The sequence below is a fragment of the Spirosoma sordidisoli genome (assembly GCF_004138325.1).
Taxonomy (GTDB): domain Bacteria; phylum Bacteroidota; class Bacteroidia; order Cytophagales; family Spirosomataceae; genus Spirosoma; species Spirosoma sordidisoli.
The window spans coordinates 200,848-226,162 of the sequence record NZ_SBLB01000003.1; the positions used below are offsets into that span (position 1 = coordinate 200,848).

Here is a 25,315-nt window from a genome sequence, read left to right on the forward strand (position 1 = left end):
TTATACAACCTCTAACTTCATGACGAAACCTCTGCTGATGGGGTTGCTGGCGCTGGGTCTGATTCAGTCGGCCACTGCCCAGACAACCTTTCCGCGTAATGGCGTGTACGACGAACGACCCGGCCTGTACGCATTCACCAACGCTACCATTGTGGTTGATCCGCAAACGACATTATCCAATGCTACGCTGCTGATCCGAAACGGTCGTATCGAAGCGGTGGGGGCCAACGTGAGCCTGCCCGCCGGCACGGTGGTCGCCGATCTGAAAGGGAAACGAATCTATCCGGCTCTGATCGATATCGATTCGGACTACGGAATGCCGGAGGTGAAAACCGAGCGCCGGTCGTTCAATTCGCTGCCTCAGCTTGAGTCGAACAAAAAAGGGGCCTACTACTGGAACCAGGCCATCCAGCCCGAAAATGATGCCAGTCTGCTTTTCAAAGCGGATGCTAAAAAAGCCGATGAACTTCGTAAGATGGGATTCGGTTCGGTACTGGCCCACGCCCACGATGGTATAGCCCGCGGCACCGGTGCGCTGGTAACGCTGGCCGACGAGCGCGAAAACGCACTGGTCCTGAAACCGAACGCCACGGCTCATTACTCGTTCAGCAAGGGAAGCTCCACCCAAACCTCTCCCAACTCAATGATGGGTTCGGTAGCGGTACTTCGGCAGGCTTTGTACGACGCCGACTGGTACAAACGCGCTGGTAATAAAGAGCAGGCCAACCTCTCGCTCGACGCCCTGAATCGTATTCAGAGTCTGCCCGCCATCTTCGAAGCCAATGACAAGCTGGGCGTGCTGCGGGCCGATAAAATCGGTGATGAGTTTGGTATGCAGTACATTATCCGGACCTCTGGCGACGAATACCAGCGGATCGATGAGATAAAGGCTACGGGCGCGTCGCTGATTGTTCCCCTCAATTTTCCGCAGCCCTACGATGTCGAGGACCCCTGGGATGCCGACAATGTGTCTCTGGCCGAGATGAAACACTGGGAAATGGCACCGATGAACGCCGGTCGACTGGCTACTGCCAATATTCCGTTTGCGCTGACAACGGCGGGGCTGCGTAACAAGTCGGAGTTCTGGGCCAACCTGCGCAAAGCCATCGAGAACGGACTGCCCGAGCAGCGGGCGCTGGAAGCGCTGACCACGCTACCCGCCCGGCTCATTCGTGCCGAGAATCAGGTGGGTACGCTCAAAAAAGGGAACGTAGCCAATTTTATCATTACCTCGGGTAATCTGTTCAGTGCCGACAATGTAATCTACGAAAACTGGATTCAGGGTAAGCAGTACATTGTGAACCCGAAAGATGGTACCGACCTGCGCGGCAGATGGCGCCTGGTTATCGGTAATCAGCCGCCTGTTCAGCTGACCATTACGGGTAAGTCGGCCGAAAAGCCCGAGTATCAGATTCAGGTCGATACCACCAAAATCACTCCGAAAGTGTCGGTAAGCGGTGACCTGATTACGATGCAGATCCAGCTCGACAAAAAGAAACCCGGCACCACCCGCCTGACGGGATACCGCACCAGCCCATCCAACCTGGCGGGCGATGGCGAAACCCCCGATGGCAAAGCCATCAGCTGGTCGGCCGCCCGGGCTGTCGACACGCCCACGTCGAGTACCGCTACCAGTGCCACCGCCACCGCGGGCCGCTCTACTACCAGCACTGCCGGCACCACGCTTCTCTATCCGTTTGCGGGCATGGGTAACCTCAGCAAGCCGCAGCCGCAAACCATGCTGATCCGGAACGCAACGGTGTGGACCAATGAGAAAGAGGGGATCGTTCAGGCCACCGACGTACTGGTTCAGAATGGAAAAATTACCCAGGTCGGTAAAGGGCTGACGGCTCCGGCCAACGCCACCGTAATTGACGGAACCGGTAAGCACCTGACCAATGGGATCATCGATGAGCACTCACACATTGCGTTGTTGTCCGTGAACGAAGGCTCTCAGTCCAGTACGGCCGAAGTGCGTATGGCCGACGTGGTCAACTCGGAAGATGTCGACATATACCGCCAGCTGGCGGGTGGGGTTACGACCTCCCAACTTCTACACGGGTCGGCAAACGCCATCGGTGGCCAGTCGGCGCTGATCAAGCTGAAATGGGGTGAGTCGCCGGAAGGATTGCTGGTAAAAGGGGCCGATGGGTTCATTAAGTTCGCCCTGGGCGAGAACGTAAAACAATCGAACCGGAGCGATGGTAGCGGCATTCGGTTCCCGCAGAGCCGGATGGGGGTTGAGCAGGTGTACATGGATCATTTCATGCGGGCCAAGGAATATGCCAAGAGCTGGGACACGTATAACCGGCTCAGCACCAAGGAGAAAGCGTCGGCGCTGGCACCTCGTCGGGATATTGAGCTGGACGCTTTGTCGGAGATCCTGGCTAAAAAGCGGTTCATCACCTGCCACTCCTACGTTCAGTCGGAAATCAACATGCTGCTGAAAGTAGCCGATTCGCTGGGCTTCAAAGTGAATACCTTCACCCACATTCTGGAAGGGTACAAGCTGGCCGACAAGATGGCGCAGCACGGTGTGGGCGGATCGTCGTTTGCCGACTGGTGGGCCTACAAGATGGAAGTGAAAGATGCCATTCCCTATAATGCCGCGCTCATGCACCGGCAGGGAGTGACGGTATCGATCAACTCCGATGATGCCGAAATGGCCCGTCGACTGAACCAGGAAGCCGCCAAAACGGTCGAGTATGGCGGTATGACAGAAGAAGACGCCTGGAAGATGGTAACGCTCAACCCGGCCAAACTGCTGCACCTCGACAATCGGATGGGGAGCATCCGGGCTGGTAAGGATGCGGATCTGGTTCTCTGGAATACGAACCCGCTGGCGATCTACGCCCGTCCCGAAAAAACGATCATCGACGGCGCGATCTATTTCGATCTGCAGACCGAAGACGCCAGACGGGATGCCATGCAGGCCGAACGTGCCCGCATCATTCAGAAGATGCTGACCGCCAAATCCAGCGGCTCGTCAACGACCCGTCCGACCCCCCGTCGGTCACGGATGTGGCATTGCGAAGATGTGGAAGGGGTGATGGCCGAAGGTGAGGAAGACGGCAAATAAGGACCAGAAACGGTATACCGAACAAACAGATGAAACGATTACTTACAACTATACTTTCGCTGGCGTCGCTTACGAGCATGGCGCAGAACCCCGCTCCCGCTAAACCGCAGACCCGGCCTATAGCCCTCCTGAATGCCACCGTCCACATCGGGAACGGGCAGGTCATCCAGAACGGGGTGGTGGTGTTCGACAAGGGTATCATCACCACCGTGGCCGATGCCACCACAATCCGGCTCAACACCAACGAGATGGAGGTGATCAACGTGGCTGGTAAACATGTGTATCCGGGCTTCATATCCCCCGCATCGACGGTGGGTTTGCAGGAAATCGGAGCCGTGCGGGCCACCGTCGATAAACAGGAAATAGGCATATTGAATCCCAACATTCGGGCGTTGATTGCCTACAACACCGATTCGGAAATTATTCCAACCATCCGCAATAACGGCGTCTTGCTCACCCAGGCCATGCCGCAGGGCGGTACCGTATCGGGTAGCTCCAGTGTGATGATGGCCGACGGCTGGAACTGGGAAGATGCGGTGCTGAAAAAGGATGATGGCCTGTGGCTCAACTGGCCCGGCTACTTTGCGCGCTCGTTCGATCTGGCCGATTTCACCACCGTTGTCAAGAAAAACGAACGGCGCGACGAAGTGATCAGCTCATTACGGTCCACCTTCGCGGATGCCAAAGCATATGCGGCTCTGCCCAGCCCAACCCCCATGAATCTTAAGCTGGAGGCTATGCGGGGCTTATTTTCAGGCCGCCAGAACCTCTACATCCGGGCCGACTATGGTAAAGACATCATCGAAGCGGTTCAGTTTGCCCGCTCCGCGGGTGTGCCTAAGGTGGTTATTGTCGGGGGCGAAGAAGCCCATCGGGTTGCCGGATTCCTTAAGGAACAGAACATTCCGATTATCCTGAGCGCGCTTCACCGCCTGCCCAACCGCGACGATGAGGATGTCGACCTGCCGTATCGTATGCCGGCTATCCTGCAAAAAGCGGGTGTACTGGTAAGCCTGAGTTATGCCGATGCGTGGTGGCGCACCCGAAATCTGCCGTTCCTGGCCGGTACGGCGGTAGGATTTGGGGTCACCGATCGCGAGGAAGCGCTGAAAATGATCACCTCCAATACCGCCAGGATTATGGGTATCGATAACCTGGTCGGGACACTGGAACGGGGCAAACAGGCCACTCTGTTCGTCTCGGCCGGCGATGCGCTCGATATGCGGACCAACGTAGTGGAGCACGTATTCATCCAGGGTAAAAAAGTAAACCTGGACGATCGGCACAAGCGACTTTACAATACCTACAAAGAAAAATACCAGCAGAAATAACCTGGTTGACAAACCCACACCAAACGCGGGGATGACACAGTCATTCCCGCGTTTTCTTTTACAAACCATTGGGCGCACAAGCCGTTGTGGTGTAAACTATAGCGATAATCACCGTGGCTTTTACTTTCCTGACTGCCGAATGGCGGAACCTTATATTTGCAAACTACGCCATCGATCCTGAGGTGCTGAAACCGCTGGTTCCGTACGGTACCGAACTGGATGCGTACAATGGCATCTGCTACGGGAGCCTGGTGGGTTTTTACTTTCAGCGGGTCAGGTTGTTCGGGGCCGTAGCGGTGCCCTTTCACCAGGAGTTCGAAGAGTTCAACCTGCGCTTTTACGTTCGTCGCAAACACCAGACCGGCTGGCGGAGAGGGGTGGTGTTCGTCAAGGAAATTGTTCCGAAGCCAGCTATTTCACTCGTGGCCAATACCTTATACGGCGAGCCGTATGCTACCCATCCGATGCGGCATGAGTGGCGAACCGATGCGGACCAGCAGTACACCCGGTACGAATGGAAGGTCAACGGGGCCTGGAACCACATTCAGGTACGGGCCGATCAGAGGGGGCACGCGCTGGTACCCGACAGCGAAGAAGCGTTTATCACCGAACATTACTGGGGGTATACCAACCGGTCGTCTTCAGGTACGAAAGCTGGACGAACCTCCGAGTACGAGGTCGTTCACCCCACCTGGTCGATTTTTCCGGTAACGGATTATTCGGTTCATTGTGACGTGACTACGCTGTACGGCAGTCGTTTCGCTCCGTTTTTTGAGGAGCCTCCGCGGTCTATATTCCTGGCCGATGGTTCCGCGGTAGCGATCAGGTCCGGCGAAACAATAAGCAGGTAACCTGCAGATCGGAATAGGAAAAAAAGAAGTAAAAATATAAATAATATATAAAATATATGGGCAAAGAGGGGTCAAGTCTATTTTTGTTGTTAACTCCAGCGCAATTGTAGGCTAATGGAGTTAGCTGACTTCCTCTCATCGCGCTTATGTCAGAAAAAAAAGGTATTCTGGTTCCTCTTATTCTGTTCGTAGTCATACTGGTTTATTATACTCTTGTTGGTATTTTCAGCCAGAACATACCCTATGCCGATGATCTCAGCCTGCTGGCCAGCTTATACGATCTATCCAATCAGGGTAGTGTGTCGGCAACGCTTTCTATCCTGTTTTCCTTTCACAATGAGCACCGGTTGCTGCTGCCCCGGTTAGTAACGATAGGACTGACAGCTTTAAACGGCGGTGTTATCGATTTTCGGTGGTGGGTCTGGCTGGGGAACGCATTTCTGCTCGTGCCGCTGGCTGTCTTTTATCAGGTCCTGGCCGGAAGAAAGATCTCGCCAGCCTATCTGGTACCCATTGCTCTGTTGCTATTCCAGCCGTTGCATACCGAGTTGGTGTACTGGGGCATGGCTTCGTTGCAGAATCTGGGCGTGCTGGCGCTGGCGGTTATCACGCTGTATCTGGCAGCCGGACCTCTATCCTTTACCCGTTTAGCCCTGGTACTCGGTCTAACCCTGTTAAGCATGTTGACGGGGGCGAATGGTATGCTGCTCATTCCGGCTGTTGCCTTTGTCTGGCTGCTCCGGCGTCAGTACTGGCTGGTAGCGGGCTGGCTGATCATAGGCAGCCTAGCGATCGGGTTATACTGGTGGGGGTTCGACCCGGCCATACAGTCGGGTATCGGGGCTGAACAGGCATCGACCCTTTTCGAAAAGGCGCAGACGCTGCTAGGCCTGTTGGGAGCACTCGTAGAGTCTCAGCGGTACCAGGAAATTCCGATGGCAACCGGGTTGCTGTTAGTACTTGCCTTTGGTATTCCAGCAGCACGTATAGTACAACGGGTATGGACCCAGTCCGTACCGTCGGCAGATCGGGGCGCGCTGTTTATGGTGGCTTTGGGTGGTTTTCTGCTGATGACCATGGCCGCCATTGCCGTGAGCCGTCAGCTGGATGCTGCTCTCTTCGTGACGCGTTATAAAATATACCCGTTGCTCCTGCTCATCTGCGTGTATCTGATGATGGTACTGACCAGCATGACACCTGCCCGCTGGATGTTACCCGCCTGCGTCGTCGTTGGCCTGGCCATAAACGTGATCGGTTACTGGCGGTCGCTGCCCAGGCTTGAAAAGCATCAGGCTTATATGAACGAGCAGCTAATAAACTGGGAACGTTATCATCGGGTTGACGCGCCAACGCCGTTTATGCGCCACTACTACGAGCAGCGCTGGACAGCTGCCCACCGGGAGGGCTTGTATCTGCCGCCCGCCATTCGATAAGTCAGGTTCGTTAGTGTACCCGCAGCTTTTGACCGGGGCGCAACCGCGACCGCGACGACAAGTGATTCTTACGTGTCAGTGCCGACACCGACATCCCGTATCGACTGGCAATCGAGCTGAGCGTTTCACCCGACCGGACGCGGTGAAGCACGGTTCGTTTGATGCGCGGCTTGAAGCTAGGCTCGGCCGATGACGAACGACCTCCCCGCAGATAATCCCAGACGTTTCGGGTGAGCAGGAAGTGATCGGAGTTGATCGTATTTTCGGGAAATGAGTAGATATTGAGCGGGCTGAAGGGATTTCCTTCATAACGCGTCTCGAAATGCAGGTGGGCTCCGTAGCTGCGGCCGGTATTACCGCCCAGTCCCAGCTGGTCACCGGCTTTGATGAGTTGACCTGTTTCGACTGTCTGCTTGGACATGTGGCCATACAGCGTTTCGAGCCCGTTGTAGTGCCGAACCAGTACATACCGCCCGTAGCCGTTACCATCCCACCCAACGACCCGTACAATGCCGTCGAAGGCCGAGTAGACCGGGTCGCCGGTTTCCAGGTCGAGGTCGGCTCCGGTATGCCAGCGTCCCCAGCGGTAGCCAAAATTAGACGTCAGTTTGCCTTCGTTCAGCGGGGGCGACCAGAAGCGGTTGGCTGGCGGATCATAGAGCTTGATGTCGATGGCTTCGTCGAACTCCAGCGGATTAATGTTGTAGGGATCGATCGTGCGCGAATCCCATACGGCGTAATAATCGGCTATCTTGACCCATTCATTACCTACCAGCACCGAGTCGATAACTTCAACAACGCTGGTTTCTCCCTGATCGATCTGGCTGGTGTCTTCGCTGACGACCGGGTTTAGTGCTTTTTTAGGTTCAAACTGGTTGTTGAAGCGCAGTTGAGTGGTTTCCTGGTCATAGGGGTCGTCCGCTTTTCGAGGCTGCTCAACGACCGGCGCATTGGGGGAGGGTTGATTTCTTGGCGTAATCTTCAAGTTATTCTTGAATCGACCGCGTTCCTGGGCGGACGCCGTTACGGTCAGGCATAGGCATCCAATAGCCAAAAGCCACTGTGTAGCGGTTTTTTTCATCGTTCGGAAGGGGTAGGGTGTCGAATAAACCGGTTTATACAGAATCCTCTACCAGGCAGAGTGTTCTCTGCCTGGTAGAGGAGCCACGAACAGCATGGATTATAGACCTGTCAATTCGATACCCTGCCTCTTTTTAAGTTAATGAACAAGTTCCTGGTCCTGCATTTCCAGCGTGACAAGGTAACGTTCGGCATCCAGTGCGGCCATACAGCCTGTTCCCGCAGCGGTAACGGCCTGCCGGTAGATGTTGTCCTGAGCGTCACCACACGCAAAAACGCCGGGTATGTTGGTACGGGTACTCCCTTTCTCGGTCAGAATGTATCCACTCTCATCCAGATCCAGATAGTCCCGGAATATATCCGTGTTGGGTTTGTGACCGATGGCTACAAAGAAGCCGGTCACATCTAAAACGCGTTCTTCGCCCGATACCGTATTTTTCACCCGTACGCCCGATACTTCGTCGTCGCCCAGGATTTCTTCGGTTTCGGTATGGAACAGAATCTCAATATTGGGCGCCGTTTTTACCCGTTGCTGCATGAACTTGGAAGCCCGCATATCGCCCCGGCGGACGAGCATGTACACTTTGCGGCAAAGGTTAGCCAGGTAGCTGGCTTCTTCGGCCGCTGTATCGCCGGCCCCTACAATCGCTACGTCCTGCCCCCGGAAAAAAAAGCCGTCGCAGACCGCGCAGGCGGATACGCCCCGACCGTTTAGCCGCATTTCGGAGGGCAGGCCCAGCCACTTGGCCGATGCGCCGGTTGAAATGATGACCGAATCGGCCGTTAGTTCAAGCTTATCGTCGACGGTGATGCGGTGGGGCCGGCCGTGACCGGGTGTTTCCGAAAAATCCACGGCCGTGACCATACCGTATCGAATATCAGTACCAAACCGGCGTGCCTGCTTTTCGAGGTCCTGCATCATCTGCGGGCCTTCTACGCCATCTGGATAACCAGGAAAATTGTCGACTTCTGTCGTAATGGTCAGCTGGCCACCAGGCTGTCCACCCTGATAAAGGACGGGCTTCATGTTGGCGCGGGCTGCGTAAATGGCGGCTGTATAACCGGCGGGGCCGGAGCCTATAATCAGGCACTTAATGTGTTCGGGAGTCATTGCAAATGGGGCAATTCGTTGTCGGATAGCACTAGTGACCGTTCGATAAAAAACGAGTGTCAACAGGACAACATACGCAAAATTGAAAAAAATCCCGTAGAATGCAAAGTAAGGGGCGTCCGGTCCGTTAGGACTATAGATTTACCGCACCGATCGTCCGGGCCTGAATGGATCATAACACCCGCCATTCGATGCGTCGGTTGAGACGCCGGTTTTCGTCGTTCGTGTTGGGCGCCACCGGGCGTGTTTTTCCGTATCCTACAGCCCGAATGCGCCCCGGATCGATGCCTGCCTGGCTTAGGTACGTCACGACCGTCTGTGCCCGTTTCTGCGACAACGTCTGGTTGGCGGCTGCTTCGCCGGTATCGTCGGTATGGCCCGATATTTCAATACGGAGGGCCGGGTTCATTTTTAGATATGCCGACAGCCGGTTCAGTTCGGTGCGCGATTTATCGGCCAGGTCATACCGACCCGACTCGAAGAATAGGTTGTTCAATATTTCTTTAGCGGTGGCTCCTGCTACCGCCGGCTCCAGGGGAACGGCCAGGGTCAGGCCATCGCCCCGCTCGCTTTTTTTCTGGGTAAAGTCGAACGAGAGGCTCTTAAACAGATAGCCGGGGGTGCTAACGTAGAGTGCATATTCACCACCGCTCGGCAGCACCGTTGTGTACTGTCCTGTTTGCGCATCGGCCTGTACCTGGGTGATAACCTGGTTGGTTTTCAGGTCGATCAGCTCGATGGTAGCGGCCAGGGGTTTCTTCGTTCTGGCGTCGGCAATAACCCCTTTCAGAATACTGACCGGCCTGACCCGTTCCCGCAGCGACTCGGGCAGATCGAACGCATACAGCCGGGACTTCTGGGATACGCCATCTTTCTGCTCTTCGTACGAGTAATAAGCTCGTTTGCCGGTTGCTGAGACAAAGAGAGAGGCCTGGTCTTCGGAGGTGTTGATGGGATACCCCAGGTTAGCCGGCGCTGACCAGCCCGATTGGTTACTGTCACTCACAAACAGATCGTAGCCCCCCAGTCCAATGTGCCCGTCGGAAGCGAAAAACAGGCTCTGACCATTGGGATGAATAAAGGGTGAGGCTTCGTTCTGGGGCGTATTGATGGGGTCGCCCAGGTTGACAGGGTCGGCCCAGTTACCCAGCGAATCCCGATCGGCCCGCCAGATATCCCGACGGCCTTTGCCGCCCGGCCGGTCCGACACGAAATACAGACGCCGTCCGTCGGCTGACAGGGCGGGCTGCGATTCGTAGAAACGGGTGTTGATCGTTGGGCCCAGGTTGTCAGGGGTCGACCAGGTATCGCCGGTTTTCTGGCTAACGTACAGATCGCAACTGCCAAACCCTTTTCGCCCCTGACAGGCCGTAAAAACAATCAGTCGCCCATCGGCCGATAAACTGGCGGTGCCTTCGTTTTCGGGGGTATTGATGCCGGGCGACAGCGAGACGGGGGGCGTCCAGGTTTCGCCGTTGAAGGTGGCTACCATCAGATCTTCGTCTCCTTCGGGTTTGAGGGCTGTAAACACCAGTGTCTGCTCATCGGCCGTAAGGACCGGAAAATACTGCGAAGGGGTCGTCTGCAGGACTGGTGACAAGGGTTTGGGGTCGACCGTTTGCGGGCGTTGCAGGGCGTTCTGCCCAAACCGGGCGGTTTCGATCTGGCGTTCGATCCGTTTGGCCTGTACCGACTGGGGGGCAAATAAGGTCTGGTATTTTTCGAGATAGGGCAGTGCTTCGGCGTAGCGCCCCAGTCGAAGGAGTGTGTTGCTGAGCGATTGATAGGCTGCTCCCGAGGCCGGACTGTCGGGTTGCAGCCGAAGGGCGTTACGATAGGCCGCTATGGCCGGCTCGTACCGTTTGGTGAACTCATAGAGCTGCCCCAGTTTAATGTAGGCATCGGTAAAATTAGGGTTCTCTTTGATGGCCTGTTCCATGAACGGGATGGCTTCCGTAGCGCGCCGTTCGCCAAAAAGCTTGATCGATTGGTCGTAGAGCTGCCGGGCTTTGGTCGTCTGCCCGAAACCAGGGCTGGTCAGCAGGAGCAGGAAGCTAAACAGGCCGATGAGCGCGAGCAGCCCCCCGTACTCTCCATTCCGTTTACCTGTCAGGGAATATCCAGATACTTGTGTGTTTGTAATGAAAGCTGCCATTGCGGATGGTCTTTAACGTACTCAACGATGCGAGGTAGCATTTCATTGGAACGACTCCACTCGGTTTGTAAAAAGAGTTTACAATCGGGGCGCAGCGAGGGTACAAACGACTCGGCAAAGGCGAAATCAGACTGATTGTAGACAATGACTTTCAACTCATCGGCCCGTTCAAAAATGGCCGGGTTGGGTTTTTTGAACTTCTTGGGCGAAAAGCAGATCCAGTCCCACGAACCGGTAACGGCCTCACAGACGCCGGATGTTTCGATGTTGGTCCTGAAGCCGGCGGTCTGTAACGCGCGGGTGAGTGGGGTCAGGTTGTGCATCAATGGTTCGCCACCCGTAATGACCGCCATTCGACCCGGATAGGCCAGGGCGCCGGTCACAATAGCATCGATGGTACGCTGCGGATGAGCGTTGACATCCCACGATTCTTTTACGTCGCACCAGTGACAGCCCACGTCGCAGCCACCCAGCCGGATAAAATAGGCCGCCCGCCCGGTATGCGCTCCCTCGCCCTGGAGCGTATAAAACGCTTCCATTACGGGTAATGATGACGTAAGTAAGTCTGTTGAAGGTTGTTGTTTCTGTTCCAAAAGCATACGACAAAGATACGGCTTTTGGCGCCTGGTTCGAGCCTCTGCCTGTTTTAGGACACGCCGACCCGCTTACAGATGGCGAAACTGGCCGGAGGCTTGTTCCAGATGGAGCTGGCTATTACTTTTGCGCCCATGATCTCCTCCCGGGCCGCCGTTCCTTATTTTCGACATCGTCGCCATCATCGCGGCTGATCGGTCCATATTCTACGACTGAATCGATCTGCCGATCCGTCGTTTTCCAGTACTTTTGCCGTTCATTTAACCAGGTGGTTCTGCGACGCGTCAATGCCTGCGGCCTGCCTACTCATCAGCGAATAACTCCCGGCCTTTACGGCCTGTTGTGATTCGTCATTCGTCAAATCCATTCATGGCTTCTTTATTACGCATTGCCCTTCAAAAATCCGGTCGGCTGAGCGAAGATTCGTACCAGCTTTTCAAAGAGTGCGGTATCCGGTTCGACTATGGCACCGGTAAACTCAAATCGGTATCCTCCAATTTCCCAGCCGAGTTCCTGTTTTTGCGGGACGACGATATTCCAGGCTACGTCGAAGATGGTGTGGCTGACCTCGGTATCGTTGGAGAGAACGTAGCGGTCGAGACGGGCCGCCCTGTCCAGACTGTACACAAGCTGGGCTTTTCAAAATGTCGGCTGAGTATTGCTATTCCGCGCGGTGTCGACTGGGCCGGTATTCAGGATTTGCAGGGTAAAAACATTGCCACGTCGTATCCGAACCTGCTGGGTACTTACCTGGCTGGCGAAGGGGTTCAGGCCGAGATTCACGAGATCAGCGGATCGGTCGAGATTGCACCCAGCATTGGACTGGCCGAAGCCGTCTGCGATATCGTCAGCTCAGGCAGCACATTGCTGAGCAATGGCCTCAAAGAAGTCGAAACCATTTTCCGGTCGGAAGCTATCCTGATTGCCCGCCCGGCCCTCGACGCCGACAAACAGGCGCTGGTCGACAAACTACTGTTTCGGATTAAATCGGTGCAGGCCGCCAAGAATAACAAGTACATTGTGCTGAACGCGCCTAACGACGCCCTCGACCAGATAACGGCGCTGCTGCCGGGCATGAAGAGTCCGACCGTAACACCCCTGGCTACGGAGGGCTGGAGCTCGGTTCATTCGGTCCTGAATGAAAACGAATTCTGGGAAAATATCGAAGCGATTCGGGCTGCCGGGGCGGAAGGGATTCTGGTTATCCCAATCGAGAAAATGATTTATTAACAGCGATGCAATCCGGTCGGTGGCGATGTGCTGTCGGCCCAGCGCATTTCTTCAGCCGTATTATCATGACAATTATTCCCTTTCCTGACCGGAGCGAATGGCCTGCGCTGCTGGCCCGACCGGTGCAATCGACCCAGCAGATTGAAGCGGCCGTCACCCCTATACTGGCCCAGGTACGCGCCGGAGGGGATGCGGCCCTGATCGAACTGGCTCAGCGATTTGATCGGTTAACGCTACAACCCGATCAGCTCGAGGTCAGCGCGGCCGAACTCGATGCCGCAGAAGACCAGTTGTCTGCCGAGTTGAAGGCCGCGATCCGGCAGGCGTATCAGAACATTCGGCTATTTCATGAAGCACAGAAACAACCCGTCGAAAAAATAGAAACGATGCCGGGCGTTACGTGCTGGCGCCGGAGTGTAGGCATCGAAAAGGTAGGCCTGTACATTCCGGGTGGCACGGCTCCTTTGTTCAGCACGGTTCTGATGCTGGGCGTGCCGGCTCAACTGGCCGGTTGCCGGGATGTCGTGCTCTGTACGCCCGGTAGCCATCCGGCCATTTATTATGCGGCCCGGCTGGTTGGGGTCACGCGCGTTTTCCGGATTGGCGGAGCACAGGCCGTTGCGGCCATGGCGTATGGGACCGAGACCGTTCCCCGGGTATACAAAATATTTGGTCCGGGTAACCAGTACGTGACGGCGGCCAAGATGCTGGTGGCCAAAGAAGGAATGGCTATCGATATGCCCGCGGGTCCCAGCGAGGTAGCCGTTTACGCCGATGATACCGCCGTGCCGTCATTTGTGGCGGCCGATCTGCTTTCACAGGCCGAGCACGGGGCTGACAGCCAGGTTCTGCTGGTTTCCACCAGTAAAAAACTAATCAGTAGCGTGAATCTGACCTTAGGGACGCAACTCGATAAGCTTCCCCGGCGCGACCTGGCCGCGCAGGCGCTCGAGAATAGTAAGGCCATCCTGGTCGACACGCAGGCCGATGCAATCGAGCTGCTGAACCAGTACGCGGCCGAGCACCTGATTCTGAGTGTCAGCAACGCCGAGCAGGTAGCCGAACAGATTATCAACGCGGGGTCTATTTTTCTAGGCAACTACACCCCTGAATCGGCTGGCGACTACGCGTCAGGCACGAACCATACCTTACCCACCAACGGGTTTGCACGGGCTTACAGTGGCGTATCGCTCGATAGCTTCGTCAAAAAGATTACGGTTCAGCACATCACCCCGGAAGGGCTTCAGCTGGTAGGACCAGTCGTTGAAGCAATGGCTGAAGCAGAATCGCTGGATGCACACAAACGCGCCGTCAGCCTGCGTTTAGCCAGTATCAACGAAGAAAGTCCGGTAAATTGACCGTCGGCATCAATGCCGACGCTAGTCATTGATAGAATGGGTTGGATGATCTCATTGAGCCAGGTTTATGAGTAGCAGCGGCATTGATGTTGTTGCGGTATACGGGATCACCGGGGATCGTCGGCATCAATGCCAACGCTAGTCATTGATAGAATGGGTTGGATGATCTCATTGAGCCAGGTTTATGAGTAGCAGCGGCATTGATGTTGTTGCGGTATAGGGGATCACCGGGGATCGTCGGCATCAATGCCAACGCTAGTCATTGATAGAATGGGTTGGATTATCTCATTGAGCCAGGTCTATGAGTAGCAATGGCATTGATGCGTTGTTGCGGTATACGGGATCACCGGGGATCGTCGGCATCAATGCCGACGCTGTTCATTGTTGGAATTGGTTGGATTATCCCATTGAGCCAGGTCTATGAGTAGCAATGGCATTGATGCCGTTGCGGTATAGGGGATCACCGGGGATCGTCGGCATCAATGCCAACGCTAGTCATTGATAGAATGGGTTGGATTATCTCATTGAGCCAGGTCTATGAGTAGCAATGGCATTTATGCCGTTGCGGTATACGGGATCACCGGGGATCGTCGGCATCAATGCCGACGCTAGTCATTGATAGAATGGGTTGGATTATCTCATTGAGCCAGGTCTATGAGTAGCAGCGGCATTGATGCCGTTGCATGTATATATCTATAACACCGCCTTGGTCTGCCGGTAGAATTAACACAATTCTGTCTATAAAATGAAAACGCTTTCCGACCTGCTCCTGCTCGGCGACCCGCGGTTGTATCAGAACTGCGACCCGGTCAGGAAAGAAGAGCTACCTCTGGTGTCAGGATGGGTGGCGGACCTGCATGCCGTGATGGAAGCGATTCGGGCCCGCTATCAATTTGGGCGGGGTATTGCCGCACCCCAGTTAGGTATAATGAAACGGCTGTTTTATCAGAACATCGACCGGCCCATAGTTGTGATCAACCCCGAGCTGGTAGACGTAAGCCCCGAGCTGGATGAACTCTGGGATGACTGTATGAGCTTTCCAAATCTACTGGTCAAGGTCAGGCGTCACAAAACCCTGACGCTTGCCTATCGGGACGAACACTGGCGGGAGCAGGTATGGACAGTAACGGACTGGTCGCTGGCCGAATTAATTCAGCATGAGTATGACCATCTGAACGGTGTACTATGTACGATGCGGGCCGTGGATGAGCAATCGTTCCGATGGAGACCCACACCTACGGACTAAAGGCCTATGGATTTGACAACGAATACTATAGCCCGGTAAGTAAACAAGAGGTTACGGATGGCTCGAAAATAAATGCAAAAAGTTGGGTTTGGTAGCATACCAGAGCGGTAGAACTACCGTTTAATCAACAAATCCAACTATATATTTTATGAAGTTTTCCTACCTCTTCGCTACGGCAGTCATAGTTATGGCTACAGCAGCGTGTCAGTCCGATCGGGAGTCGGAGCAGGTGCCGGCTCCTGTATCGTCTTCAGTCTATGCCGAAATAAACACGGGAGAAACCACCGTCCCTGCCCCGGATCTGGCCGGGGCTCGTGCTGCAGCCGCCAGTTATGCCCAGCAGCAGGAAGTCCTGACGTACATCAACGTGGCTCGCTCCAAACCTTGCCAGTGCGGCACCACAACGTACCCCGCTGTGCCTGCTCTTACCCTGGATAGCCAGCTAAATTCCGCTTCGGACAAGCATGCGCTGGACATGGCTACCTACAACTATTTCAGCCATACCGGACGCGACGGCTCGCAACCCTGGGATCGGATGACCCGGGAGGGATACATATGGCGGGCCGCCGGCGAAAATATTGCCGCTGGTTATAGCACCACCCGGGCGGTAGTTGATGGCTGGCTGAAGTCGCCGGGCCACTGCCGCAATATTATGAGTGCCAACTTCAAACAGGTAGGGGTGGGGTATGCCTATTCAGCGACCAGTACCTACCGCCACTATTGGGTCACTGATTTCGGTACCCGCAGGTAGTACCCACCAACGAAACCTATCCGTGTCCGGAGGCTGCGGATACGGATAGGTTTGGCCAAACAGATAACCGAATTCTTCTACAGGAATAATTTGTATTGCCAGCACTACAGGTAATGCGCGTCATACAGACGCCGAATCTTATCACGGGTGCGTTTCAGGCGCATTTTTACCGCGCTGTCTTTCAACGCCAGCTGGTCTGCAATGGAACGGATATCCAGCCCTTCCTCGTACTTAAGCCGAAGCATCTGGGTCTCCTGGGGCGAAATGGTGCCCATCACCTGAGCCAGCTGCTGAAATTGGGTTTCGATCAGTTCGTGATCCGAACTGTCTGCCAGTTGATGCTCATCGTCATCGTCCAGCGCAACGGTTACCGTGCGATGGGCGTACCGAAGCTGGTCCATGCAGTAGTTGTAGGAGATGGAGTACAGCCAGGTTGAAAAGGTAGAGTGCTCGCGGAAATTACCGAGGTTTCCGTACACGCGCAGGAAGATGTCGTGGGTGAAATCTTCAGCCTTGGTAGAGTCTTTGATCAGCGAAAGACACCGGCGGTACACCTTGCTGACGTACCGATTGTAAAGGGTTTCGAAATAATTGTTCTGCTGGGTATGCAGATACATACGGATAAGTTCTTCATCTTTTAGATGTTGGTGTTTAGCCATGACAAATAAAGTATATTGAGAATAAGGTTAGCAGTAAGCGCATTAAGTGATCGTTGTGAGCTAATCAGATACAGAATCGACCTTAGACAATTACTATACCTAATACCACTTTTATTCACTGTCAGTACGCTTATGCACAGAAAAGTAGCCGTTTTAAGTAAAACTTTAGATACTCTAAGGATAGATTAGACTAAAGATTTATTATTCGGTTAGTCTATAAAATAGCTTACAAACGAAAAGGAAAGTTAACGTCCGAACTGAGATTCTTTTCGGATTCCGACGTAAAATCCGAGGCTATTGTAGTAAAGATTGCCCGTATCAAGGGCTACCGCCATCGAAGCGGTCACGCCGTTAAGAATGTAGAGCGGGGCCGACATGGTCAGCGCCGACGAAAACTGACGCACCGTCTGGGCAAAGGGTTTTTCGTAGGTACCCTTATTGGCGCTGTAGGACGCCTTCACCTGAAACTGAAAGAAATCCAGCACCTGCCCCGACAGACCGATGTGCATGACGGATACCCGGTTGTTGTTGGTGAACCCGTACAGGGGCAGGCCGGTGCGGCCATCTCCCGAGGGAGTGATGAAGGGCGTGCCAATGGTCAGCCCGTAGCGCGACCAGCCGTCCTGGTACTGAGAGTGGTTGAAGTAGTTGTCACGGCCGCGCTGGGATGGGTTATTGCTGAATACCGCGCCCCCCTGATTTTGTGTATACAAATATTCGAGCAACAGGTCCTGAATCTGGAGGCCGTCGGGATTCAGGGGGCGTCGGTTGCGGATGCGGAGGCCGTGTAACCCATCGCGAATGTTGATCAGGTAAAACAAAGACCCGTCTTCGTAGATGCTCTGGCGATACGCAAAGACCGAAAAAGAACGAGCTGTGTACTCGAACCCCACATCTACCGTGCCGAGGTGGTTGCCAATCCGGTTTTCGCGATCAAACTGGCTTACCCGATTGGTATCAACATTGGTGCGGGCGCCCAGGGTGCTTCCCATCACGGCGTCGAGATAGTCACTGAAGGTAGCGGGCAACTGCTGGTTTTTGACCATAGTGCCTGGCAGTCGCTCGGTATTCCCGCCCCACATGACCTGGTGGTTGAAGCCGCCGTACAGTTTAAGTCGCCAGCTGGGTTTACCCAAACGCAGGTAGAGCGCTTTCTGGTGCAACATGGCATTTTTGACGAAGCGATCGTTCTCGAACCAGCCGTGGTTATAAAAACCTTTCAGGCTGATCAGCCCGCGTCGGGGGGTAAACTCCGGAATGCCAAACTGTAGGCTCAACGGCGGTAGCGCGTTGCCCGAAACCGCATAGGAGCCTGACGAAAGTATCGAATCTGCCAGTCCACTCGTTGTGCGCCGACGACCACTCCAGATCTCAAACGCACCTAGTTTAACCTTGACATACGCTTCGGGAATCAGCAGTTTGTAGGCATACCCAGCGTTGAAGACAGCCTGAAGACCCCAGCCCCAGTCGATCCGTTTGTTGACCGAACGGAGGCTATCCCACTTGCTGCCGGGCTGCCGGTCATAATCGACCCGCAGCGTTTGCCGGACGGTCATGATGGCATGTTCGCGCGGAACAATACCGAACTGGTTGGCCCGTAACCAGAAGGGGGTAAGCCCGGAGGTTGAAAAATAGCTTCCGGCCTCAGTATCTAACTGGAGCGGCTTGGTAAACTGACCTGAGCAGTTGGCAAGCCCCAGTAGAAAGCAGACAAGTAAGCGTAGAAACGAAGTCATCATCGGTAGGCCTGTTCAGTTGAGTCGCGGGGAGCTTCCCAGGGTCACATCCGGTGAAAAACCTGTTGCTAAAATCATGCCCAACCACAATTATTGCCGATCGGGGGCTTCAGGTGCCTAAACCCACGTACCGGTAGCCCTCAATTAGAGCGGCCTCAGTGCGGCATTTTTTCGGAACCCGTCAATATTAACTTACCTTTGCGGGACAAATTGCTGATCGGCCCGTGTGCAGCGAACACCTGCCGATGGGCGACTGTGGTTGATTTAACCGTATTTATTAAGGTAAACCAACAGAGTACGGCACTTCGTGTTATACGTATGGTTGGTATTACTACTCTGAAGCACTACGACACAACTAGAAAAGATGGTTCCTAACGACGAACTCATACGCATTATCGATTTACTCAACACCACGTACGAGAGCGAGGAGGCCTGGCATGGCCCGTCGGTGGTGGAGGCCCTGCGGGAAGTAACCCCCGACATGGCCGGGCGACGGATTAGCCCTAATACACATACCATTGCCGAACTGGTTTTTCACATGACAAGCTGGCGGATTTTCTGCGTCAAGAAGATGCAGGGCGATGCGACGTTTGACATAACCACACCGGAGAAAAATTTTGGTGCCCTCCCCGATAAAATCGATGATTTTGAGTGGGAAGCGCTCGAAATGGAACTCAGCCTGAGTCAGGAGGAGCTGATCAACGAACTCGACAAACGGGACGATGACGAGTTTCTGGAAGACATTGTGCCGGGGCGTGACTACACTTATTACGATATGCTCCACGGTATAATCAACCATGACCTGTATCATACGGGGCAGATCATGATTCTCAAGAAAGCACTGGCATTCAACCGGGCCGGATCGCGCTACGAAGACGACGAAGACCAATACGGATCGCCCTTCGGCAGCAGCTCTGAGCACGACGATTTTTATTAATAAAACCCGCCGGGTTGTCAGCTGATCCTGCCCGCAGGATCAGCTGACAACCCGGCTTTTTTATGATTGCGCCTTGAACTACTGGCTCGTAAAATCAGAACCGGATGCGTACGGATGGCACCATTTTATTGCACAGGGACGTGCCATCTGGGACGGTGTTCGCAACTACCAGGCTCGCAACAACCTGAAGGCGATGCGGGTTGGCGATCCCGTCCTGTTTTATCATAGTGTCACCAAACCCGCCGTAGTTGGTCTGGCTACGGTTGTCCGCGAAGCCTATCCCGACCCGACGGTTGCCGATGATCCGGCGCAAACTAAATTTGGGTGGGTGGTCGTCGAACTGGAGCCCGTTTTGCCGTTTACAAGCCCCGTTTCGCTGGCCCAGATCAGGCAGGAGCCCTTGCTGACCAACATCGCGCTGATCAGGCAATCCCGCCTGTCGGTGATGCCTATTCGGTTCGATGAATACGAGCTTATTCTCGCCCTGGGCCAGCAGAGCCTGGCCCAGTAACGGGGCTGCCCGCTTCATCGTTTTCCGTTCACTTCTTTCGTATGCAACTCATTACTCCTGCGCCCTGGTCGTCGTATGAACTGATCGACTCCGGCGATTTTTATAAGCTGGAACGGTTTGGGGACTTCGTGCTGGCCCGGCCCGAACCCCAGGCTATCTGGGATAAGTCGTTGAGTGACGACGAGTGGGAACGGCGTGCCCATGCCATTTTCCGGCGTGACCGGCAATCTCCCGAACGGGGCGACTGGCAAACTACGCCCGATATGCGCGACCCCTGGTTCGTAACGTTTCAGCAGAGTGGCCTCAACCTTAAGTTTAAGCTGGCCCTGACAACGTTTAAACACGTGGGTCTTTTCCCCGAACAGGCAGATAACTGGGCGTATCTCCACCGGGCCATTCAAAGCATGGATACAGAGCGGCCCAAGGTGCTGAACCTGTTTGCGTACACCGGCGGGGCTTCGCTGGCGGCCCGGCAGGCCGGCGCCGACGTGACCCACGTAGATGCGGTTAAGCCTATTATCAGCTGGGCGAGGGAAAATATGGACCATAGCGAACTCGATAATATCCGGTGGGTGGTCGATGATGCGGTAAAGTTTGTTCGTCGGGAAGGGCGCCGGGGAAATCGGTACAACGGCATCATCCTGGATCCGCCGGCCTACGGGCGCGGCCCCGATGGGGAGAAATGGGTGCTGGAAGAACACCTTAACGACCTGCTCAAAGCCTGTGCCGACCTGCTCGACCGGGATAATTTTTTCTTCATTATTAACCTGTACTCGCTGGGGTTCTCCTCGCTGATTCTCGACAACCTGATGCGGCAAACGTTTGGGGAGGTACCCAATGCAGAATGGGGGGAGCTATTCATGGATGATACGTACCAAAAACGGCTGCCACTGGGCGTATTCTACCGATTTGCGTCCGTACCTTTGTCGGCAGGCGTTACCGCCGGGCTTGACTGAGCCATTCCGGTGAAAAAACAAAGCATCATATCCCCGCAACAACAACCAATCAACTGGCTGCTAATCCGGCTGGGCGCAGGGCGTTTGTGGGGTAACGGCTGGGCCAGTACAAGTCTGGCCGTTCTGCTCGTCGGTATCATGTTGGGCGGCTGTGGCAGCGACAACCGGCAAGCGGCCCGTATTCCTGATTTTCCCAAGCCTGACGATAGCAGCCGGGTAGAGGGGGCGCTGCGGGCACTGACGCGGGCCATCAATGCCTCATCACCAGCCTCGGCCTACGCCAAGCGGGCGGTGGTCCTGCTGGCACTCGGCCGGGTGAACGATGCGCTGGCCGATATCAATGAAGCCATCGAGCGGAACAACAATGCGGGCGTTTACTACCTGACCCGGGCTAAGGTGCTGCGGGAACTGCAAAAGCCGGCCAACGCACTGGACGATGCGCAGCGGGCTGAAATTCTGGGGGTCAACACACCAGAGCTGTACACGCTGCAGGGGGATTTACTCCAGCAGCAGAGTCAGTACGATAAAGCCCGGCTCTACATCGCCAAAGCCCTGCAGATGGCTCCCTACGATGGCGAAGCGTATTTCTTCAACGGCCTGATGGCGGCCAAGCAGGGCGACACGGCGCAGGCCCTGGCGTTGTATCAGCAATCGCTACGTCTGAAACCCCGGTACCTGGAAACCTATAATCAGCTGGCGTCCATCTACCGGACGCTCGGCAATCTGGACGCTGCGCTGACCTATAGCGGACAGGCAATCCGGTACTTCCCCAACAACGCCCGCCTTCAATACGGGCGGGGCCTCATCTACCACACGGCCAACCGACCCGATAGCGCGCTGGCCTGCTATTTGCAGACCATCAGGTTGCAGCCTGCCTATTATCAGGCTTATTTTCAGGTGGGTCTCATCAATCAGAAGTATCGGAATCATTACGCGGCCCTGGCCAACTACCAGAAAGTTCAGCAGCTGAGGCCGCAGTTTCCGCGCATCGACACCTACATCGGGTACTGTCACGAGCAGATGGGGCAATATGAACAGGCGGTTGCGGCTTATACCAAGGCGACCCGGCAAAATCCGGCAGACCGGCAGGCTGCAGCCGGGTTGTGGCGGTCGCAGCGACGCCAGTATGCCGGATCGTACAACCCGCTATTTTTGCCGAATTCACCAACCGAGCCGGTAACCGTAGAACAGAAGCGCACGGAACTGGATACCAGCCGGGTCCGGATCTCGACGATCCAGCCGAAAGCCAGGGTATCAGTCAGTGAAAGCGACTCGCTCCGGCGGGCCGTCAAGCCCATTGGGCAGAATTAATACATGCTGTTTGGGCCACGCGGCTGTGCTGACTCTATCGTGAGCAGCAGATCTGCTGACGGGGTGACGGACAAACTTAGCATAGAATACGTTACATGAATAAAGTAAGTAGCCTACAGTTGTAGGTAGGCTGCGGGTACCATCTATAAACCAATTCAATCCAATGATTGCGCAGGACGAACAAATCCGCGTGACGCTGCCCGATGGGAGCGTACGGCAATACCCGAAAGGCTCGACCGGGCTGGATATTGCCACCCAGATCAGCGAAGGGCTGGCCCGCAATGTGCTGGCTGCCAAAGTAAACGGTAAGGTACAGGACGCGACCCAGCCTATCAACGAAGATGCCAGCGTGCAGCTGCTGACCTGGAACGATGCCGAAGGAAAAGCCACCTTCTGGCACTCATCGGCCCACCTGCTGGCCGAAGCCCTGGAAAGCCTGTACCCCGGCGTGAAATTCGGGATCGGCCCGGCGGTAGAAACCGGCTTCTATTACGACGTTGACCTCAACGGACAGCCCTTCTCGCAGGAGGACTTCAAAAAAGTTGAGGACAAGATGCTGGAACTAGCCCGCCAGAAGCAGGATTACATCCGCAAGCCGATGAGCAAGGCCGATGCCATTGCCTACTTTGAAGAAAAAGGAGATCCCTACAAGCTCGACCTGCTCGAAGGACTCGACGACGGTACGATCACGTTCTATACACAGGGTCAGTTTACGGACCTCTGCCGGGGGCCGCATATTCCGAACACCGGGTTCGTCAAGGCCGCCAAGCTGATGAATGTGGCTGGCGCTTACTGGCGCGGCAACGAGAAAAATAAGCAGCTGACCCGTATTTACGCCGTTACCTATCCCAAGCAGAAAGAACTCGACGAGTATCTGCATCTGCTGGAGGAAGCTAAAAAACGGGACCACCGTAAGCTGGGCAAAGAGCTTGACCTGTTCGCGTTTTCGGAGCGGGTAGGGGCTGGCTTACCCCTGTGGCTGCCCAAGGGTACGATGCTGCGTGAGCGGCTCGAAAATTTCCTGCGCAAAGCCCAGATCCGCGCTGGTTACCAGCAGGTGGTTACGCCCCATATCGGCAGCAAGCAACTGTACGTGACCTCGGGCCACTGGGATAAGTACGGGGAAGATTCATTTCAGCCCATCAAGACGCCCGATCCGAATGAGGAGTTCCTGCTGAAGCCCATGAACTGCCCGCACCACTGCGAAATCTATAAAACCCGTCCGCGTTCTTACCGTGACCTGCCCCTGCGGCTGGCCGAGTTCGGTACGGTTTATCGTTACGAACAGTCGGGTGAGTTGCACGGGTTGACCCGCGTACGGGGCTTCACCCAAGATGATGCGCATATTTTCTGTCGCCCCGATCAGGTGAAAGACGAGTTTATGAAAGTAATTGACCTGGTTCTGTACGTGTTCAAGTCGCTTGGCTTCTCCGACTACAGCGCCCAGGTTTCGTTGCGCGATCCGGAGAACAAGGCCAAATACATCGGTTCGGATGACCTCTGGGAGCGGGCCGAATCGGCCATTATCGAGGCCGCAGCCGAGAAAGGACTGCGGACCGTTACCGAGTTGGGGGAAGCCGCTTTCTACGGTCCTAAACTTGATTTTATGGTTCGCGACGCCCTGGGCCGGCGGTGGCAGCTGGGTACCATTCAGGTCGATTACAACCTGCCGAATCGGTTTGAGCTCGAATACATCGGTGCCGATAACCAGAAACACCGGCCCGTTATGATTCACCGGGCGCCGTTCGGATCGATGGAGCGGTTCATTGCCATCCTGATCGAGAACACAGGCGGTAACTTTCCGCTCTGGCTTTCGCCCGATCAGATCGCCATTCTGCCGATATCCGAGAAGTACGAAGATTACGCCAACGACCTGTATTTCACCCTCCAGGAACACGACATCCGGGGCTTCGTAGATCTGCGCGATGAAAAGATTGGCCGTAAAATCCGCGATGCAGAAGTGAACAAGGTGCCGTTTATGCTCGTTGTAGGCGAGAAGGAAGCTGCCGAAGGAAAAGTATCGGTCCGGCGGAAAGGCCAGGGCGATCTGGGAAGCATGAGCATAGCCGAGTTTGTAGAAACCTTCCAGCAGGAAGTGAAGGTCTAAATACACAGACCGGGTATGATGGCTGACAGGATGGTTACCTTTCTGTTAGTTATCATACCCGGTAGTATAAAAACTATTTACCTGGCTTCGGTAAGCGAAGTAAACTTGCGTAGCACCCGTATTTTCAATACTTTCCCGAACTTTTTGGTAGCGCGTACGTTATCCAAGCGATTTCAAAGTCACACTAAACACAATATATGGCATTACCCCAACGCAGACCACCCCGTCGCGTGGTTGAAGAACCCTACAAAGTCAATGAGCGCATACTGGCCCGCGAAGTGCGGGTGGTCGGTGAAAATGTAGAGCAGGGAATCTACGATATTAATAAGGCGCAGGCGATGGCCAAAGCCCAGAACCTCGATCTGGTCGAGGTATCTCCCAACGCTGTTCCGCCCGTTTGCCGTATTGTCGACTACTCCAAGTTCAAATACGAGCAAAAGAAAAAACAGAAGGAAATCAAGGCGAATGCTACCAAGGTCGTGATCAAAGAGATACGGTTCGGCCCGAATACAGACGACCACGATTTTGAATTTAAACTCAAACACGCCATCAACTTCCTGAAAGAAGGCGCCAAAGTGAAAGCCTATGTGCAGTTTGTAGGCCGGGCCATTGTATTCAAGGACCGCGGTTTTCAGCTGCTGGAGCGTTTCTCGAAAGGACTGGAGGAGTACGGTAAGGTAGAAGCCGAGCCCAAGCTCGAAGGAAAACGCATGAGCATGTTCCTGGCTCCCAAAACGGTAGTTCCGAAGAAATAAACGGATTCAGTTTTCAGAACAGACCCCCACCTGGTACGCTGTCAATACGGCTTTGCGAGTGGAAGGTATAGACTGGAAACTGAATTTTTTTTGTACCTTTGCGGCCTGTTTACTTATTTTTTCT

At 54.8% G+C, this 25,315-nt stretch carries 20 protein-coding genes; 14 read left to right on the forward strand and 6 right to left on the reverse strand.

Features of this window, described 5'->3' with window-relative positions:
* The first annotated feature begins 19 nt into the window (after positions 1 to 19).
* From EQG79_RS12640 to EQG79_RS12655, 4 genes are all read left to right on the forward strand, one after another.
* Complete coding sequence (locus EQG79_RS12640) at positions 20 to 3,079, forward strand: amidohydrolase family protein (protein WP_129601688.1); 3,060 nt, start codon at positions 20 to 22, stop codon at positions 3,077 to 3,079.
* A 29-nt stretch (positions 3,080 to 3,108) separates the two neighbouring features.
* Entirely contained in the window at positions 3,109 to 4,410 is a 1,302-nt protein-coding gene (locus EQG79_RS12645; protein WP_129601689.1) for an amidohydrolase family protein, read from the forward strand.
* Positions 4,411 to 4,523: 113 nt separating this feature from the next.
* The gene (locus EQG79_RS12650) at positions 4,524 to 5,261 is read left to right on the forward strand and encodes a YqjF family protein (protein ID WP_129601690.1); all 738 of its coding nucleotides are present in this window, start codon (positions 4,524 to 4,526) and stop codon (positions 5,259 to 5,261) included.
* A gap of 146 nt (positions 5,262 to 5,407) precedes the next feature.
* Positions 5,408 to 6,694 carry a DUF2339 domain-containing protein gene (locus EQG79_RS12655; RefSeq protein ID WP_129601691.1) on the forward strand — a complete coding sequence of 429 codons (1,287 nt, stop codon included), beginning with the start codon at positions 5,408 to 5,410 and terminating at the stop codon, positions 6,692 to 6,694.
* Positions 6,695 to 6,704: 10 nt separating this feature from the next.
* Here the strand turns inward: EQG79_RS12655 and EQG79_RS12660 are convergent, their stop codons facing one another.
* The 4 genes from EQG79_RS12660 to EQG79_RS12675 form a co-directional block, all read right to left on the reverse strand.
* Positions 6,705 to 7,775, reverse strand: a complete 1,071-nt coding sequence (locus EQG79_RS12660; protein WP_077920975.1) for a peptidoglycan DD-metalloendopeptidase family protein — start codon at positions 7,773 to 7,775, stop codon at positions 6,705 to 6,707.
* A 138-nt stretch (positions 7,776 to 7,913) separates the two neighbouring features.
* Positions 7,914 to 8,885: a thioredoxin-disulfide reductase gene (gene trxB, locus EQG79_RS12665; RefSeq protein ID WP_129601692.1), complete on the reverse strand. Its 972-nt coding sequence runs from the start codon at positions 8,883 to 8,885 to the stop codon at positions 7,914 to 7,916.
* 172 nt (positions 8,886 to 9,057) lie between these two features.
* Positions 9,058 to 11,040, reverse strand: a complete 1,983-nt coding sequence (locus EQG79_RS12670) for an OmpA family protein (RefSeq protein ID WP_129601693.1) — start codon at positions 11,038 to 11,040, stop codon at positions 9,058 to 9,060.
* Positions 10,995 to 11,639, reverse strand: coding sequence for a 7-carboxy-7-deazaguanine synthase QueE (locus EQG79_RS12675; protein ID WP_077920972.1), 645 nt, complete (start codon positions 11,637 to 11,639; stop codon positions 10,995 to 10,997). Before EQG79_RS12675 ends, EQG79_RS12670 begins: the two co-directional genes overlap by 46 nt.
* 364 nt (positions 11,640 to 12,003) lie before the next feature.
* Between EQG79_RS12675 and hisG the strand changes: the two genes are divergently transcribed.
* The 4 genes from hisG (at position 12,004) to EQG79_RS12695 (ending at position 16,219) form a co-directional block, all read left to right on the forward strand.
* On the forward strand, positions 12,004 to 12,864 hold the full coding sequence (gene hisG / locus EQG79_RS12680) for an ATP phosphoribosyltransferase (RefSeq protein ID WP_077920971.1): 861 nt from the start codon (positions 12,004 to 12,006) through the stop codon (positions 12,862 to 12,864).
* Positions 12,865 to 12,929: 65 nt separating this feature from the next.
* A complete protein-coding gene (gene hisD, locus EQG79_RS12685) occupies positions 12,930 to 14,222 on the forward strand; it encodes a histidinol dehydrogenase (protein ID WP_129601694.1) in 1,293 nt (430 codons plus the stop codon).
* 745 nt (positions 14,223 to 14,967) lie between these two features.
* Positions 14,968 to 15,468, forward strand: coding sequence for a peptide deformylase (locus EQG79_RS12690; protein ID WP_129601695.1), 501 nt, complete (start codon positions 14,968 to 14,970; stop codon positions 15,466 to 15,468).
* A gap of 148 nt (positions 15,469 to 15,616) precedes the next feature.
* Positions 15,617 to 16,219 (forward strand): CAP domain-containing protein, encoded by a 603-nt coding sequence (locus EQG79_RS12695; RefSeq protein ID WP_129601696.1) that lies wholly within the window; start codon positions 15,617 to 15,619, stop codon positions 16,217 to 16,219.
* A 104-nt stretch (positions 16,220 to 16,323) separates the two neighbouring features.
* On the opposite strand, the gene EQG79_RS12700 is transcribed toward EQG79_RS12695, so the two are convergent.
* Both EQG79_RS12700 and EQG79_RS12705 read right to left on the reverse strand, forming a co-directional pair.
* Complete coding sequence (locus tag EQG79_RS12700) at positions 16,324 to 16,878, reverse strand: RNA polymerase sigma factor (protein ID WP_129601697.1); 555 nt, start codon at positions 16,876 to 16,878, stop codon at positions 16,324 to 16,326.
* A 245-nt stretch (positions 16,879 to 17,123) separates the two neighbouring features.
* A complete protein-coding gene (locus EQG79_RS12705) occupies positions 17,124 to 18,617 on the reverse strand; it encodes a capsule assembly Wzi family protein (RefSeq protein ID WP_165358881.1) in 1,494 nt (497 codons plus the stop codon).
* A gap of 361 nt (positions 18,618 to 18,978) precedes the next feature.
* On the opposite strand from EQG79_RS12705, the gene EQG79_RS12710 reads away from it, so the two are divergent.
* The 6 genes from EQG79_RS12710 (at position 18,979) to infC (ending at position 25,191) form a co-directional block, all read left to right on the forward strand.
* Complete coding sequence (locus EQG79_RS12710; RefSeq protein ID WP_077920966.1) at positions 18,979 to 19,551, forward strand: DinB family protein; 573 nt, start codon at positions 18,979 to 18,981, stop codon at positions 19,549 to 19,551.
* 73 nt (positions 19,552 to 19,624) lie between these two features.
* A complete protein-coding gene (locus EQG79_RS12715) occupies positions 19,625 to 20,062 on the forward strand; it encodes an EVE domain-containing protein (protein WP_077920965.1) in 438 nt (145 codons plus the stop codon).
* Between the two features lie 41 nt (positions 20,063 to 20,103).
* Entirely contained in the window at positions 20,104 to 21,018 is a 915-nt protein-coding gene (locus EQG79_RS12720; RefSeq protein WP_077920964.1) for a class I SAM-dependent methyltransferase, read from the forward strand.
* 9 nt (positions 21,019 to 21,027) lie between these two features.
* On the forward strand, positions 21,028 to 22,329 hold the full coding sequence (locus EQG79_RS12725) for a tetratricopeptide repeat protein (RefSeq protein ID WP_240699349.1): 1,302 nt from the start codon (positions 21,028 to 21,030) through the stop codon (positions 22,327 to 22,329).
* 163 nt (positions 22,330 to 22,492) lie between these two features.
* Positions 22,493 to 24,436 carry a threonine--tRNA ligase gene (gene thrS, locus EQG79_RS12730; protein WP_129601698.1) on the forward strand — a complete coding sequence of 648 codons (1,944 nt, stop codon included), beginning with the start codon at positions 22,493 to 22,495 and terminating at the stop codon, positions 24,434 to 24,436.
* Positions 24,437 to 24,633: 197 nt separating this feature from the next.
* Positions 24,634 to 25,191, forward strand: coding sequence for a translation initiation factor IF-3 (gene infC / locus EQG79_RS12735; protein WP_077920962.1), 558 nt, complete (start codon positions 24,634 to 24,636; stop codon positions 25,189 to 25,191).
* Positions 25,192 to 25,315 lie beyond the last annotated feature (124 nt).

Bases quoted from the DNA above. Each gene is read 5' to 3' on its own strand.
- EQG79_RS12640 (WP_129601688.1), top strand. From the start codon at position 20: ATGACGAAACCTCTGCTGATGGGGTTGCTGGCGCTGGGTCTGATTCAG.
- EQG79_RS12645 (WP_129601689.1), top strand. From the start codon at position 3,109: ATGAAACGATTACTTACAACTATACTTTCGCTGGCGTCGCTTACGAGC.
- EQG79_RS12655 (WP_129601691.1), top strand. From the start codon at position 5,408: ATGTCAGAAAAAAAAGGTATTCTGGTTCCTCTTATTCTGTTCGTAGTC.
- EQG79_RS12660 (WP_077920975.1), bottom strand. From the start codon at position 7,775: ATGAAAAAAACCGCTACACAGTGGCTTTTGGCTATTGGATGCCTATGC.
- trxB (WP_129601692.1), bottom strand. From the start codon at position 8,885: ATGACTCCCGAACACATTAAGTGCCTGATTATAGGCTCCGGCCCCGCC.
- EQG79_RS12670 (WP_129601693.1), bottom strand. From the start codon at position 11,040: ATGGCAGCTTTCATTACAAACACACAAGTATCTGGATATTCCCTGACA.
- EQG79_RS12675 (WP_077920972.1), bottom strand. From the start codon at position 11,639: ATGCTTTTGGAACAGAAACAACAACCTTCAACAGACTTACTTACGTCA.
- hisG (WP_077920971.1), top strand. From the start codon at position 12,004: ATGGCTTCTTTATTACGCATTGCCCTTCAAAAATCCGGTCGGCTGAGC.
- hisD (WP_129601694.1), top strand. From the start codon at position 12,930: ATGACAATTATTCCCTTTCCTGACCGGAGCGAATGGCCTGCGCTGCTG.
- EQG79_RS12690 (WP_129601695.1), top strand. From the start codon at position 14,968: ATGAAAACGCTTTCCGACCTGCTCCTGCTCGGCGACCCGCGGTTGTAT.
- EQG79_RS12695 (WP_129601696.1), top strand. From the start codon at position 15,617: ATGAAGTTTTCCTACCTCTTCGCTACGGCAGTCATAGTTATGGCTACA.
- EQG79_RS12700 (WP_129601697.1), bottom strand. From the start codon at position 16,878: ATGGCTAAACACCAACATCTAAAAGATGAAGAACTTATCCGTATGTAT.
- EQG79_RS12705 (WP_165358881.1), bottom strand. From the start codon at position 18,617: ATGATGACTTCGTTTCTACGCTTACTTGTCTGCTTTCTACTGGGGCTT.
- EQG79_RS12710 (WP_077920966.1), top strand. From the start codon at position 18,979: ATGGTTCCTAACGACGAACTCATACGCATTATCGATTTACTCAACACC.
- EQG79_RS12720 (WP_077920964.1), top strand. From the start codon at position 20,104: ATGCAACTCATTACTCCTGCGCCCTGGTCGTCGTATGAACTGATCGAC.
- thrS (WP_129601698.1), top strand. From the start codon at position 22,493: ATGATTGCGCAGGACGAACAAATCCGCGTGACGCTGCCCGATGGGAGC.
- infC (WP_077920962.1), top strand. From the start codon at position 24,634: ATGGCATTACCCCAACGCAGACCACCCCGTCGCGTGGTTGAAGAACCC.